At 54.5% G+C, this 13,599-nt stretch carries 14 protein-coding genes; 6 read left to right on the top strand and 8 right to left on the bottom strand.

All coding sequences use genetic code 11. The annotated features are described in order from the left end of the window. The 4 genes from fliI to fliF are packed head-to-tail and all read right to left on the bottom strand — an operon-like array spanning position 1 to position 4,738. Positions 1–1,371: a flagellar protein export ATPase FliI gene (gene fliI, locus AC2TE5_RS14180; protein WP_121424279.1), complete on the bottom strand. Its 1,371-nt coding sequence runs from the start codon at positions 1,369–1,371 to the stop codon at positions 1–3. Next, the gene (fliH, locus tag AC2TE5_RS14175) at positions 1,371–2,078 is read right to left on the bottom strand and encodes a flagellar assembly protein FliH (RefSeq protein ID WP_484611849.1); all 708 of its coding nucleotides are present in this window, start codon (positions 2,076–2,078) and stop codon (positions 1,371–1,373) included. Before fliH ends, fliI begins: the two co-directional genes overlap by 1 nt. After that, the gene (gene fliG / locus AC2TE5_RS14170) at positions 2,071–3,069 is read right to left on the bottom strand and encodes a flagellar motor switch protein FliG (protein WP_063143657.1); all 999 of its coding nucleotides are present in this window, start codon (positions 3,067–3,069) and stop codon (positions 2,071–2,073) included. Before fliG ends, fliH begins: the two co-directional genes overlap by 8 nt. Beyond that, positions 3,062–4,738: a flagellar basal-body MS-ring/collar protein FliF gene (gene fliF / locus AC2TE5_RS14165; RefSeq protein ID WP_213327901.1), complete on the bottom strand. Its 1,677-nt coding sequence runs from the start codon at positions 4,736–4,738 to the stop codon at positions 3,062–3,064. The genes fliG and fliF overlap by 8 nt, the downstream gene beginning before the upstream one ends. A gap of 228 nt (positions 4,739–4,966) precedes the next feature. On the opposite strand from fliF, the gene fliE reads away from it, so the two are divergent. Both fliE and yedD read left to right on the top strand, forming a co-directional pair. Then, positions 4,967–5,281: a flagellar hook-basal body complex protein FliE gene (fliE, locus tag AC2TE5_RS14160; protein WP_008500329.1), complete on the top strand. Its 315-nt coding sequence runs from the start codon at positions 4,967–4,969 to the stop codon at positions 5,279–5,281. 74 nt (positions 5,282–5,355) lie between these two features. After that, the gene (gene yedD, locus AC2TE5_RS14155) at positions 5,356–5,769 is read left to right on the top strand and encodes a lipoprotein YedD (protein WP_484613346.1); all 414 of its coding nucleotides are present in this window, start codon (positions 5,356–5,358) and stop codon (positions 5,767–5,769) included. A 102-nt stretch (positions 5,770–5,871) separates the two neighbouring features. Here the strand turns inward: yedD and amyA are convergent, their stop codons facing one another. The 4 genes from amyA to fliD are packed head-to-tail and all read right to left on the bottom strand — an operon-like array spanning position 5,872 to position 9,643. After that, positions 5,872–7,359, bottom strand: coding sequence for an alpha-amylase (amyA, locus tag AC2TE5_RS14150; protein ID WP_484613345.1), 1,488 nt, complete (start codon positions 7,357–7,359; stop codon positions 5,872–5,874). A 52-nt stretch (positions 7,360–7,411) separates the two neighbouring features. Continuing rightward, positions 7,412–7,786, bottom strand: coding sequence for a flagella biosynthesis regulatory protein FliT (gene fliT / locus AC2TE5_RS14145; RefSeq protein ID WP_008500332.1), 375 nt, complete (start codon positions 7,784–7,786; stop codon positions 7,412–7,414). 6 nt (positions 7,787–7,792) lie between these two features. Continuing rightward, complete coding sequence (gene fliS, locus AC2TE5_RS14140; protein ID WP_121424269.1) at positions 7,793–8,197, bottom strand: flagellar export chaperone FliS; 405 nt, start codon at positions 8,195–8,197, stop codon at positions 7,793–7,795. A 21-nt stretch (positions 8,198–8,218) separates the two neighbouring features. Then, positions 8,219–9,643 (bottom strand): flagellar filament capping protein FliD, encoded by a 1,425-nt coding sequence (fliD, locus tag AC2TE5_RS14135; RefSeq protein WP_484611848.1) that lies wholly within the window; start codon positions 9,641–9,643, stop codon positions 8,219–8,221. Between the two features lie 401 nt (positions 9,644–10,044). Between fliD and AC2TE5_RS14130 the strand changes: the two genes are divergently transcribed. The 4 genes from AC2TE5_RS14130 (at position 10,045) to fliZ (ending at position 13,592) form a co-directional block, all read left to right on the top strand. Continuing rightward, the gene (locus AC2TE5_RS14130; protein ID WP_023312294.1) at positions 10,045–10,869 is read left to right on the top strand and encodes a flagellin N-terminal helical domain-containing protein; all 825 of its coding nucleotides are present in this window, start codon (positions 10,045–10,047) and stop codon (positions 10,867–10,869) included. A 62-nt stretch (positions 10,870–10,931) separates the two neighbouring features. Next, a complete protein-coding gene (fliB, locus tag AC2TE5_RS14125) occupies positions 10,932–12,137 on the top strand; it encodes a flagellin lysine-N-methylase (RefSeq protein WP_484611847.1) in 1,206 nt (401 codons plus the stop codon). Positions 12,138–12,266: 129 nt separating this feature from the next. Then, on the top strand, positions 12,267–12,986 hold the full coding sequence (locus AC2TE5_RS14120) for an RNA polymerase sigma factor FliA (protein WP_014170714.1): 720 nt from the start codon (positions 12,267–12,269) through the stop codon (positions 12,984–12,986). A 54-nt stretch (positions 12,987–13,040) separates the two neighbouring features. After that, positions 13,041–13,592, top strand: a complete 552-nt coding sequence (gene fliZ, locus AC2TE5_RS14115) for a flagella biosynthesis regulatory protein FliZ (protein ID WP_213327897.1) — start codon at positions 13,041–13,043, stop codon at positions 13,590–13,592. Positions 13,593–13,599 lie beyond the last annotated feature (7 nt).

Raw genomic sequence — 13,599 nt, 5'->3', positions numbered from 1 at the left:
TTACACCTGCGGGAAAATCAGCTCCAGTGCCTGAATTGAATCTTCCCAGTCGGCGCGTTCAAAAATGCCTTGTTGCAAAAATGCCTCCAGCTGCGGCCACAGGCTAATCGCTTTGTCGAGCATCGGGTCGCTGCCTTTGGCATACGCCCCCACGCTGACCAGATCGCGGTTGCGCTGGAAGCTGGAGAGGAGTTGTTTGAAGTTACGCACGCGGGCGTAGTGCTTCTCGGTTATCAGCGCCGTCATTGCGCGGCTGATAGAGGCTTCAATATCAATGGCCGGATAGTGCCCGGCTTCGGCCAGACGACGCGACAGAACAATATGACCGTCAAGGATCGCGCGCGCGGAGTCGGCAATCGGGTCCTGCTGGTCATCGCCTTCCGTCAGTACCGTATAGAACGCGGTGATGGAGCCGCCGCCGGTGATGCCGTTCCCCGCGCGCTCAACCAGGGCAGGGAGCTTGGCGAATACCGAAGGCGGGTAGCCTTTGGTCGCCGGTGGTTCACCGATGGCCAGCGCGATTTCACGCTGCGCCATCGCGTAACGGGTCAGGGAATCCATGATCAGCAGCACGTGCTTGCCGCGGTCCCTGAAATCTTCGGCAATACGGGTGGCATACGCTGCACCCTGCATGCGCAGCAGCGGCGACACGTCCGCCGGCGCGGCGATAACCACCGAACGGGCGCGGCCTTCCGCACCCAGAATGTTTTCAATAAAGTCTTTTACTTCACGACCACGTTCGCCGATCAGCCCCACGACGATCACATCGGCCTGGGTATAGCGCGCCATCATGCCGAGCAGGACGGATTTACCCACGCCTGACCCGGCGAACAGGCCCATACGCTGCCCACGTCCCACGGTCAGCAGGGCGTTAATCGGGCGCACGCCGGTGTCCAGCACATGTTCGATAGGGGTACGCTGCAGGGGGTTGAACGGCTGGGTGATCAGCGCGCCGGTTTCGGTGGTGTCCGGAGAGGGAAGCCCGTCGAGCGGTTTACCGCTGCCGTCCAGCACGCGGCCCAGCAGGGCAGGGCCAAGCGGCAGCTGCTTCCCGCTTTGCAGCCCGTCGCCAGAAATGTTTTTGGCATACACGCGCGCGCCGGGCAGAATGCCTTCCACCTCTTCAAGCGGCATCAGGAACAGACGCTGGCCGTTAAACCCGACCACTTCGCTTTCAACTTCACGCGTTTCCAGACCATCCTGACGCTCAATGACGCAGGTCGCGCCCAGCGGAAGCTGCAGGCCGGTGGCCTCCAGAACCAGACCGGTGGCGCGAGTCAGTCGCCCATAACGACGAACGGACGGCAGTTGCGCCATCTTCGTTTCAAAGTTGTCGAGCGTGGTGAGCCAGCGGGTGAGGCGCGCAGTCATCAGACGACTCCCGGTGCCGCCAGGCGGCACAGTTCCTGCCAGCGGGTGGCGACGCTGGCATCCAGGTCACCTTCGTCGGCAGAGACTTTGCAGCCGCCGTGATGTAGCGACGGGTCGCCGCGCAGACGCCAGCCGTGCAGGTTTAGCGTCGCCCCCAGGCTTTCTTCAACGCGCTGCAGATCGTCCGGATGGACGCGCAGCTGAGGCTTCCCGCTGAACAGCGGCTCCTGCTGAAGCAGACCCTGAATTTGTTTTATCAGCGCAGTGTTATCCACCACGGGCGTCTGGCCGATAACCTGACGCGCGGCTTCCAGCGCCATCTGCATCAGTCGCGAGGCAATCACGCTGTCCAGCGCGTCCAGCGTGTGCTGGAACTCGCTGACCAGCTGCTGCATGCGGGCATGGATCGGCGCCTGCTGCTGGCGCGCCTGATCGATGCCGTGCTCTAATCCTTTCGCCAGACCTTCCTGATAGCCAAGGTCGTGGCCTTTCTGCCGGCCTTCGTTCAGACCGGCATTATAGCCCTGCTCGTGCGCCTGCATTTGCAGCTGAGCCAGCATCTGTGCCTGCTGCTCCTCTTCGCTCAGCTCGGGCTGCTCGACGCCCGGATCACGCTCCTCGGTCGGTATCACGGCTGGCGTGAACTCGGAGAGGGGAGGGGCCAGATCGTCCGGCGTCCAGCGCTTCCACGGCAGCTCATTAGACATAAGTGTCGTCTCCGCTGCCAATCACCATCTCGCCGGTTTCCGCCAGACGACGAACAATAAGCAGAATGGCTTTCTGTTCGTTTTCCACCTGAGACAGACGAACCGGGCCGCGGTTGGCAAGGTCGTCGCGCAGGATATCGGCCGCACGCTGAGACATGTTGCGCAGGAACTTCTCGCGCAGCGGCTGCTCGGCACCTTTGAGGGCGATAAGCAGCGACTCGGAATCCACTTCCTGGAGCAGTCGCTGGATGCTGCGGTCGTCCACTTCCACGAGGTTTTCGAACAGGAACATCTCGTCGATGATTTTCTGTGCCAGCTCGCCGTCGAATTCGCGAACCGCCGTAATGACGGCCTCTTCCTGCTGCGTTTTCATCAGGTTGATAATTTCCGCCGCCGTTCTCACGCCGCCCATTTTGCTGCGCTTGAGGTTCTGACCGTCGAGCAGGTTGTTCAGCACTTCGGTCAGCTCCGCCAGCGCGGCCGGCTGGACGCCGCCGAAGGTGGCGATACGCAGCATCACATCGTGGCGCAGGCGTTCTTCGAACAGCGCCAGAATATCGGCCGCCTGGCCACGTTTGAGGTGGACAAGGATGGTGGCGATAATCTGCGGGTGCTCGTCGCGAATAAGGTCGGCGGCACTCTGCGGTTCCATAAAGTTGAGCGTTTCGATACCGCTGGCGGTATCGCGCGTTTCCAGAATATCTTCCAGCAGGCTGGCGGCACGCTCTTCGCCGAGCGCCTTGACCAGCACGGAACGCAGGTAGTCGTTGGCGTTGACGTTCAGCGCGGCAAACTGTTCGGCTTCCTGTTCAAATTCCGACAGCACTTCGGTCAGCTGTTTATTGGAGATTTGACGCACGCTGGCCATCGCCGCACTGAGAATTTGCACTTCACGCTGGGAGAGGTGTTTAAACACCTCTGCCGCGCGATCTTCGCCAATGGTCATCAACAGGATGACGCTTTTATCGGTGCCCGTAAGCGTATTACTCATGTTCGTTACCCATCCACTGGCGGATGACCAGCGCCACGACGCGCGGATCGTTATCTGACATTTCGCGAATGCGCTGGCTCATGACCTCAGCGCCCATGCGCTGGTTAGCACGACGCTGCTGCATCTGTTCATCTTTACTGAGGCGAACTTCAACCGCTTCTTCCGTTTCCTGACGCGTAGACATCTGTTCGCGAGCCGCTTTTTCGGCTTCAGCACGACGCTGAAGCTGCGGACGAACGGCCTTACGCCACAGCAGCCACGCGACAATCAGCACCAGCAGCCAGCGTCCTGCGGACATCAGCTGATCGATAAACGCCTGCTGTTGCCAGAACGGCAGTTCACCGCCGGTCTCTTCAACCGAGTTGAACGGTGAGTTCACCACGTTGAGGGTATCGCCGCGCTTCTCGGAGTAACCCATCGCTTCACGGGTCAGGTTTTCAATCTGCTTCATCTGCTCGGCGGTCAGCGGCAGCGGTTTGCCATCCGCCAGCGTTTTGTAGTTCACCACTACCGCAACGGAAAGACGCTGAATATCGCCCACGTTCAGTTTAGTGTGGCGAATCGTCCGATCCACTTCGTAGTTCGTGGTTTCGTTACGGCTGCTGGTACGCGGACCGGCGTTGCTGGTCGTTGAGGTGGTCTGCTGATTTTGCTGACCGTTCTGCTGATTGGCCGGAGGCGTAGAAATCGGCGCCGCGTTAGCCGGGGCAGGCTGATTAGAGAGTGCGCCCGGCACGCCGCCTGGGTATGCACCGCCGACCTGCTCGTTCGAATTGATCTGGCGTGAACGCATCACCGCCTGAGCCGCATCGCCGTTCGGGCTGTATTGCTCTTCAGTTTGTTCTTTATTCGCGAAGTCGATCTGCGCGGTAACCTGCGCGTGCACGTTGCTGTTACCCACGACCGGGCCGAGGATGGCTTCAATACGGCGCTGGAGGCGGTTTTCGACATCGGAGGCATACTTCAGCTGCGCATCATTCAGATCGCGACCGGCGGTATTGGATTGCGTCAGCAGGTGACCACTTTGGTCTACCAGCGTCACGTTACCCGGCGGCAGACCGGCGACGGCGCTGGAGACGAGATGCGTCACAGCGCTGATTTGCCCTTCGTCCAGCGCGCGGCCAGCCTGGAGGTTCACGGTAACGGAAGCCGAAGGTGATTTCTGTTCACGGACAAATAAAGAAGGTTTAGGCATCGCAAGGTGCACGCGGGCACTCTTCACCGGGCCTAATGTTTCAATGGTGCGGGCCAGTTCACCTTCCAGCGCACGCTGGTAGTTCACCTGCTCGCTGAACTGGCTGATACCGAATTTTTCCTGATCCAGCAGCTCAAAGCCAACGGCACCGCCCTTCGGCAGCCCCTGCTGAGCCAGACGCAGACGCAGTTCGTGCACCTTATCTGCCGGTACCTCAAGCGCACCGCCATTATCGGCAAAGCGATAAGGGATGTTCATCTGGGTAAGCTGGGTGACGATGGCGCCGCCATCCTGATCGGAAAGGTTGCTGTAGAGCGTCCGGTAATCAGGGCTTTTCGCCCACAGGACCATCGCTACAAGGATCGCAATTGCGGCAGCGCCTGCCACGATCAACGGGATTTTAGGATTCGCGCGAAGGCGGTTCATCCACTCGAGTGATTTATTCTGCGGCGCTGTCGATGCTGTTGCACTCATTGCGCACCTCTTAAATCCTGGTGGTTTACGTTATTCGTGTAGAGAAACAAAACTGACTCCCGGGTCGGCAAACACGACAAAAGTTCCATATTGATGGCCCTGCCATTATTTGATGATTCGTGATTTTCTATGCGTCAAATAACCTGGTTTTTTCACGCTATTTACCGCCATTATCTTATTGACAAGCTGTTAGTCTTGACCGCGTAAAAAACCATCCAGGGGAAAGTCATGGCTATACAGGGTATTGAAGGGGTAATCAGTCAGTTGCAGGCAACGGCGATGACGGCCCGTAATCAGAATGTGGCAGATCAGCAGCCGAGCATCAGCTTCGCAGGGCAACTGCATGCCGCTCTTGACCGTATCAGTGATACCCAGACTGCAGCACGCACTCAGGCAGAAAAGTTCACCCTCGGTGAGCCTGGCGTGGCGCTGAATGATGTGATGACCGATTTGCAAAAAGCCTCGGTTTCCCTGCAGATGGGGATCCAGGTGCGTAACAAGCTGGTGTCGGCGTATCAGGAAGTGATGGGGATGCAGGTTTAAGACCTGTCGATCTTCGCTGGCAGCCGCAGCGCTTTAATGCCACAATATTTTTTTCTTCGAATGCAGGAAAGATGATGAAAAAAATAGCAATTGCTGGCGCGCTGCTGGCACTGACCGGGTGCGTTCAGGTCGATAACTATAACGACGTGATCAAGCATCCTGTCCCGGCGCATCTGGCGGGATACTGGCAGTCGAAAGGGCCGCAGAGCAAAATGGTCAGCCCGAAGGCGATTGCCACGCTGGTGGTGACGGAGGAGGGCGACACGCTGGACTGCCGTCAGTGGCTGCGCGTAATTGCCGTGCCGGGGAAAATCATGCTGCGTTCAGACAGCTATTACAACGTGACCCGCAAGCTGGATATCTATCCGCTGGAGCGCGATGGCTCGACGCTTGAGTACGACGGGCTGGAGCTGCAGAAGGTCGACCGCCCAACGGTTGAGTGTGCGGATTACCTGAGCAAGCATCCGCTGGAGAGTAAACTACCCTAAGGGTAAACGCAAAACGGCAACCTCGTTGCCGTTTTTGGTGTTTGCGCCCTCTCCCTGTGGGAGAGGGACGGGGTGAGGGCATCAGGCCGCACGTTTCCCGTTCTACAGCGCATCCTCTATTACCCAAATGCTGACGCTCCCCCCATTACAGGTAAACGTCCCTTCGCCATCCGCCGCCGTAGTGATGGTTTCTTCGCGATTGCCGAGAAAATCCCGCCACGTTTTGTTGCCGTAGTTTTCACCCAGGCAAATCACTTTTTCACCGTCGTCGCCGTTAGAAAGTACCACCACGCAGCCGGGATCGTCTTCCGTGCCGCTGCGGCTGAAGGCAATGCAGTTAGGATGGTCGAAAAACAGCGTTTGCACGCCGTGGGCAAAACGCTGGCGGGCGAGGATCAGCTCGTGAAGCTGCTCAATGACCGGCATATCAATATGGTAGGTTTCACCGTCGCCTCCCGTGTCGTCATAGCTGGCGCCGAAGAGATCCGGATAAAAGACGCTCGGCACGCCATTTTCACGCAGCAGGATCAGCGCGTAGGCCAGCGGCTTGAACCAGGCCTCGACCGGCGCTTCGAGCGCCTGCAGAGGCTGAGTGTCATGGTTCGCGACGAGGGTGACCGCATGAAAGGGGTCGGCTTCCACCAGGGTACCGGTGAAGATTTGGCTCATGTCGTAATCCCGGCCCTGACGTGACGCCTCGTGGAATTTCATCTGCAGGGGGGCATCAAACAGCATGGTTTTGCCTTCGACCTGGTCAATATAGGCCTGCAGTTTATCCACCTCATGGGACCAGTATTCCGCCACGATAAACAGCGGCTGGTCGGCGACTTCCTGGACGTGCTCAATCCACTCTTTGTAAAACCAGGCGGGAATATGCTTGACGGCGTCCAGACGAAAACCGTCGCAGCGCGTCTGTTCCATGACCCAACGGGCCCAGTATTTGATCTCCTCGGTCACGGCGTGATTGCGAAAGTCGATATTTTCGCCCATCAGGTAATCGAAGTTGCCCATCTCATCATCAACCTGATCGTTCCAGCCTTCGCCGGTGTAGTCGTTGACGATTTTAAAGATGCCGTCTTCATCGGGGTTTTCAATGTGGTCGACGCCGCTGAAGCATTTGTAATCCCAGATGAACTGCGAATACTGTCCGGCCCGTACGGGGAAGGTGTAGCGAGTCCAGGCTTCGCACTGAATGACCTCGTCATCGATTTGCGTGCGGTCCTGTTCGTTCACGCGCTGAACGCGCACACACTCCTTCTCATCGGCGCCCATTTTGTGGTTGACCACCACGTCCAGCAGCACGGCTATGTCGTTGCTTTTGAGAGCGTCGATGGCCTCCAGCAGCTGCGCTTTGTCGCCGTATTTCGTGGCAACACTGCCTTTCTGGTCAAACTCGCCGAGATCGAACAGGTCGTAAGAGTCATAGCCAACAGAATACCCGCCGGACGCACCTTTATAGGCGGGCGGCAGCCAGATCATGTTGATGCCGATTTCATTAAGATTGGGAGCTAACGCCGTGACCTCTCGCCACAATTCACCGCCAGCAGGGTAATACCAGTGAAAACATTGTAACAGGGTGGGGTTTTTCATCATCCTTGCTCCAGAAGCCGGTTGGCAGACTTCTGGAGTATGGATGAAGAAATCATAGTTGTGTGTCGCGGGTAAAACTTTCTGGATAAAGAATATTCCCTGACAGCTTTCCATAGGTAGACGTGATGGATTGCTGTTTACCGGTTTGATCAATCAGATTGCGCAGTTCGTCCATGCGGACCTTCAGCAGTGCCTTTAGCGCATTCTCATTTTCAAGGATCATTTCCAGCAGCGCACGCGCTTGCTCAACCTGAGCCGGAGGGCATGACATGATGGGCGTTTGAGAAATCCTTTCCACCAGTTGTACGTAATGCATTTCCTGCTCGATAAGCGCATCCCATTGACCAGAATGTGCGAGATTTAGCATAGCAATGCTCTGAGCATGTAACGCCTGCCAGTGGCTAAGCGCTGCGCTGGGATTATTCATCAAAAATTATCCTGAAATAGAGGACGCATTGGGGCCGATTTGCTTCCACGCATCCGCAATGTTGTTTAATAAACCCTCGACTTCAACAATTGCGTCTACGTCGTTACTGACATTCGCCAGCAACAAACGTCGAACCATATATTCGTACAAGGAGGCAAGATTATCGGACAAGTCGCTCTCAACCTCCATGTTCAGTCCTGCTTTTAAACCGTTGTCGATGATGTTGATGGCTTTGGACAGGGCTTCGCCTTTCTCACGAATTTGTCCGGCTTCCATGAACAAACGCGCGCGAACAAGGGCGCTATGCGCCCCGTCGAACAACATGACAATCAGCTGGTGTGGACTGGCATTCATGACTGCGCTTTCTACTCCTATCTGCTGATAGGATTGAACACCAGAGGTCTTATACATATCCACTCCTGAAGGCTACGACTATTTTTGTGAGAACTGTTGGGTCAGGTAGTTGGCTGTACTGGTCATTTTGGTGACTAATACGTCCAGACTGGTGAACTGGGTTTTGTAACGCGCCATGGTGGCTTCAATTTGAGCATCCATGGCATCGTAACGTTCGCCCAGAGTCTTCAGCGTTTTGTTGATCCCGTCTTTCGCGTTCTGGATCACCCCGGCGCTGCCGGTACTGGTGCTGAGCATGTTGGTCAGCGTGTTGTTCATCTGGGTCGCCATACCGGTTTTCTTTCCGTCACCGACAAAATACTGCTGTACGGCGTTCGGGTTGTCGGTCAGCGCTTTTTTCAGCTTATCGGTATCGACTTTCAGGTTACCGACGGTACCGTCCGAGCCTTTCACCGGGTCCTGGGTAATCCCCAACTGGGCCATGATCTGAATGGAGCCGGTCTGCACTTCGGTCAGCAGGCCGCGCAACTGAGACTGAACTCCGCGCACGTTCGCATCACCGACCAGCGCGCCGTTGCTGGTAGACTGGCTGCCAGAGCCGGCATCGACCGGAACATACTTGGTCAGGCTGTTAATGGTGGACTGCAGCGAGTTGTACGCTGTAACCCAGTCCGTGATCGCCTTCTGGTTCGCATCCGTTGCGCGTGAAACCTCAAGGGTTTCATCGGCTTTGCTTTCGGCCTTCACCGAGAAGGTTACCCCAGGCAGCGCATCGGTAATGGTATTAGACTGACGCTCGATGGAGATGTTGTTCACCACCACAATCGCGTTCTGCGCGTCGGTGTTCACCGTCAGCGCGCCCGTTTTGGTGGTTGAGTCGTAGCCAATGGCGCTTTGCAGCTTGGCGTCGCCGGTAACGCTTACCGTCATCGCACCATCCGTACCGGTGGTTTTTGATGACAGCATCAGGCGGTAATCACCGTCTTTCGCTTTAATGACGCTGGCGGTGACGTTGCCGTTCGCTTTATTAATGGCGCTGGCGATCCCGGCCAGCGACGTATCGCCATCTGCCAGGGTGACCTCTAAAGGCGTTTTTGTGCCCGGCTGGGTGATGGTGATTTTACGCGTTGTACCTGTCGTATCGCCCAGCAGGTCCGTGTTGTTAGCATAGGAACCGGTAGTGAGGGCCTGCGCCTTTGCGACCTGGTTGACGTTGACAACAAAGGAACCCACGGACGCGTCAGCCGTTGTCGTGGCGGTAAAGGCCGTGTTGGTGCTGCTAACGGACGTTGAGTTCCAGGTGGTAGCTTTACCCAGTGCAGCGGTCGCAGTCTGCAGCGATGTCATGGCGCTCTGCAGCTTGCCGTAAGCGCTTAACTGTGCGTTATACGTTGATTGCTGGGAAGTAATCGTCGTCAGCTTGGTTTTCTCTGCCGCTTCCAACTGATTATATAAATCCCCGAGTCCTGCAGAACCTATCCCGAGGTTACTGATAGTAGCCATGCATATTTTCCTTAAAATACGAAAGTAGTTCAGGACTCTTATCGGCCTCTCAACGTAAAAGTTTACGATGGTGAGAAAAAAATAATCCGAAGAATAGACGCGTCCTGGCGGGGTAAATGAAAGGATTGCACTTTAGTGTCATTATCAGTGCATTAAAAACACGGATAAGTGTGTGCCTTTTTTGTCATCTCTTTGTGCGTTAAAAAAGCGTAAATAATAAACCTCTGACGGGCCTTAATTGATTTTTTAAAAATAAAATCATTAATAATCAGTGCGTTGTAATTTTTTCAAAATTGATTCTAAAGTCTTTTGGGGACCCGTCGATAACCTTGTTGACGGTGAGAGACGCTGTGAGTGTTAGGCACCGGACCTAAAACCCAATTTTTGAAGGAAACAAAATTATGGCAGTTATCAATACTAACCTGTTGTCCCTGACCACTCAGAACAACCTGAACAAATCTCAGTCTTCTCTGGGCACTGCTATCGAGCGTCTGTCTTCCGGTCTGCGTATTAACAGCGCGAAAGACGATGCTGCTGGCCAGGCGATTGCAAACCGCATGACCGCTCAGATCAAAGGGATGACTCAGGCAGCACGTAACGCCAACGACGGTATCTCCATGGCGCAGACTGCTGAAGGTTCTCTGAACGAAATCAACAACAACTTGCAGCGTGTTCGTGAACTGGCTGTTCAGGCAAGCAACGGCACCAACAGCGCATCTGACCTGGCTTCTCTGCAGGATGAAGTTACCGCTCGTCTGGCTGAAATCGACCGCGTTGCGGGCAAAACTGACTTCAACGGCATCAAACTGCTGGACGGCACTGCAGGTACTGCTGGTGTGGTTAAAATTCAGGTTGGCGTTAACGACGGCGACACCATCAACCTGGATCTGAGCGGCGCTAAAGCTGACTCTACTACTCTGGGCGTGAACGCTATCGACCTGAAAGCAATGACCGCTACCGACCTGAACACCATCGACAAAGCTATCGCTACCGTTGATAAAGCACGTTCTGGTCTGGGTGCTGTGCAGAACCGTTTCACTTCTGCAATCAACAACCTGAACAACACCTCTAACAACCTGTCTGCTGCTCAGTCCCGTATCCAGGACGCTGACTACGCAACTGAAGTTTCCAACATGTCCCGCGCGCAGATCCTGCAGCAGGCTGGTACTTCTGTTCTGTCTCAGGCAAACCAGGTTCCACAGACCGTTCTGTCTCTGCTGCGTTAATTTTACGCGTGAAACCCCGCTTCGGCGGGGTTTTTTTATCTCTGCTATTTGAGAATCCGCCTGTGAAACAAATCAGTGTCACTCAACCAAAGCTGGTCGCAGATTTTTCATGTGTCGGTGGGGAATGCCGTGAACATTGTTGTCAGGGCTGGACCATCGCGTTTGATAAATCCTCCGTTAATCGCTATCTGAACAGTAAAAATGCCGCCATTCGTCATACGGCGAAAACGGCGATAAAAGTCACCAAAAAACAGTATGGCAACTGGGGCGAAGTGATTTTCCATACGGAAAGTAAAAACTGCCCGTTTATGGATACGGAAAAACTCTGTTCTATTCATAGCGCCATGGGTGCCCAGGCCTTAAGCCCAACCTGTTCGTCGTTTCCACGGACAAACCGGGTCTATAAAAATGAAATCGAAAAATCGCTGAACCTCTCGTGTCCGGAAGTGACCCGACTTCTGTTGAACGATCGGGAGTCTATGTCGATGATGGAATCCATCAGCGTCCAGCAGGACGTCAATAATGCGCCGATGATTGATTTGAAGGCAAAGGTCATCAATCTCTTCTGCCAGAATATTTTCAGCGTTGAGGCGGTCAGCGTTGAAGAACAGGTTTACGCCGTGGTGAAATTCCTCATGGTGGCTGAAAAGCTCGAAAACCTCGAAGAGAATATCGGCACGCTCGAAACGGTCTATTTCTCGCTGGTTAACGAACTGGTGAGCGGTAAAATCAAAACGGAATTAGGCGGATTTAATCAGAACTACAGCCTGAAATTCGCGTTAATTTCGCTCATCCAGAGCTACTTTACGAAGAAAGCGACAGCCCGCGGCGGTGCGGTATTAAACCGTTATTTTACTCAGCTTTATCAACACTTTGAGTCTGCTGGTGACACCGTGCCGGCAGAGAAGGTCATGGAGAATATCGAGTCCGTCTGGCGCGATGTGGCGGGCAGTTACCTGGCGACCAATGACCATTTATTTAAGAACTTTTTTAAATACAAACTGTGGGAGCAGGGCTTCCCGCAGAACAATGGCCGCAGCATGTTGAATAATCTTTATTTAATCGTCGCGGAGTTTTATTTCCTTAAAACGTTACTTGCCGGTCAGGCACTCGTGGCGGGAAAAATTGAACAAGATAATATCATTGATGTTATTTACAGCTTCCACTCCCTTAGCCAGCATAATCAGGAAGCGGGAAAGCTCTTTCATCAACATATAGATAGCGTCAAACTCGGCGACGATCTTTCATTGTTACAACTGTTAATTTAGGCAGAAAAGTTGCCCCTGTTGTGGGCAACCTCAGAATAACCTCACTTTATCCCCCTTTTTCATCCAATTGAACGCCCTGCAGAATCGGATAATCATGCCGATAACTCAACTAACGCAGGGCTGTTTATCGTGAATTCACTCTATACCGCTGAAGGTGTAATGGATAAACACTCGCTGTGGCAGCGTTATGTCCCGCTGGTGCGTCACGAAGCATTGCGCCTCCAGGTGCGCTTGCCGGCGAGCGTGGAACTCGACGATCTGCTACAGGCGGGCGGTATCGGGTTATTGAATGCAGTTGACCGATACGACGCTCTGCAAGGAACGGCATTTACGACTTACGCAGTTCAGCGTATTCGTGGTGCGATGCTGGACGAGCTGCGCAGCCGTGACTGGGTGCCGCGCAGTGTTCGCCGCAACGCGCGCGAAGTGGCGCATGCGATGGGGCAGCTGGAACAGGAACTGGGACGTAACGCAACGGAAACCGAAGTGGCGGAACGTCTTGGCATTGCTGTTGAAGAGTATCGTCAGATGTTGCTCGATACCAATAATAGCCAACTCTTCTCTTATGACGAGTGGCGCGAAGAGCATGGCGATAGCATCGAGCTGGTGACGGATGAGCACCAGCAAGAAAACCCGTTACACCATTTAATGGAAGGGAATTTACGCCAGCGCGTCATGGAGGCTATTGAAGCTCTGCCTGAACGCGAACAGCTGGTATTGACCCTTTATTACCAGGAAGAGCTTAACCTCAAAGAGATTGGCGCTGTTCTGGAGGTGGGAGAGTCGCGGGTGAGCCAGCTGCACAGCCAGGCCATTAAACGCTTACGAACCAAACTGGGTAAGTTATAGGTGATTGATTCACCTGAAAAATGCCGCACAACGTATTGACAACCAGGAGTTATCATGACGGTGCAGCAATCTAAAAGACGGCCTTTAAGCCGCTACCTGAAAGACTTTAAACACAGCCAGACGCATTGCGCCCACTGTAACAAGTTACTCGATCGTATCACGCTGGTTCGCCGGGGCGAAATCGTCAATAAGATTGCGATTTCGCGTCTCGACACGTTGATGGACGAATCAGCATGGCTCGAAGAGCAAAAAGAGTGGGTGGCGCTTTGCCGTTTCTGTGGGGATCTCCACTGCAAAGAGCAAAGCGACTTCTTCGACATTATCGGCTTCAAGCAATTCCTGTTTGAACAAACGGAGATGAGCCACGGCACCGTTCGCGAATATGTGGTTCGCCTGCGTCGCCTTGGGCAACATCTGACCGTAAACAATATTTCTCGCGATCTGCTGACAACCGGTTATCTGGATGAAAATCTGGAGCCGTGGCTGCCTGCGACCAGCACCAACAACTACCGAATTGCGCTGCGCAAATATGCGCAATACAAGGTACAAATGCCGGGAGCCATAAAGCAGAAAGCCCACGCCGGAACAACTTCTGATATATATTAAAAAAGAA

This window comes from Enterobacter sp. N5-15, from assembly GCF_057221635.1.
This window is presented reverse-complemented; position numbering and strand designations above follow the sequence as displayed.

Excerpts from the sequence above, each read along its gene's own strand:
- fliT (WP_008500332.1), bottom strand. The coding sequence starts at position 7,786 with ATGAATAATCCCAGCGCAGCGCTTAGCCACTGGCAGGCGTTACATGCT.
- fliZ (WP_213327897.1), top strand. The coding sequence starts at position 13,041 with ATGACGGTGCAGCAATCTAAAAGACGGCCTTTAAGCCGCTACCTGAAA.
- fliF (WP_213327901.1), bottom strand. The coding sequence starts at position 4,738 with ATGAGTGCAACAGCATCGACAGCGCCGCAGAATAAATCACTCGAGTGG.
- amyA (WP_484613345.1), bottom strand. The coding sequence starts at position 7,359 with ATGAAAAACCCCACCCTGTTACAATGTTTTCACTGGTATTACCCTGCT.
- fliH (WP_484611849.1), bottom strand. The coding sequence starts at position 2,078 with ATGTCTAATGAGCTGCCGTGGAAGCGCTGGACGCCGGACGATCTGGCC.
- fliI (WP_121424279.1), bottom strand. The coding sequence starts at position 1,371 with ATGACTGCGCGCCTCACCCGCTGGCTCACCACGCTCGACAACTTTGAA.
- AC2TE5_RS14130 (WP_023312294.1), top strand. The coding sequence starts at position 10,045 with ATGGCAGTTATCAATACTAACCTGTTGTCCCTGACCACTCAGAACAAC.
- fliS (WP_121424269.1), bottom strand. The coding sequence starts at position 8,197 with ATGTATAAGACCTCTGGTGTTCAATCCTATCAGCAGATAGGAGTAGAA.
- fliE (WP_008500329.1), top strand. The coding sequence starts at position 4,967 with ATGGCTATACAGGGTATTGAAGGGGTAATCAGTCAGTTGCAGGCAACG.
- fliD (WP_484611848.1), bottom strand. The coding sequence starts at position 9,643 with ATGGCTACTATCAGTAACCTCGGGATAGGTTCTGCAGGACTCGGGGAT.
- yedD (WP_484613346.1), top strand. The coding sequence starts at position 5,356 with ATGAAAAAAATAGCAATTGCTGGCGCGCTGCTGGCACTGACCGGGTGC.
- fliG (WP_063143657.1), bottom strand. The coding sequence starts at position 3,069 with ATGAGTAATACGCTTACGGGCACCGATAAAAGCGTCATCCTGTTGATG.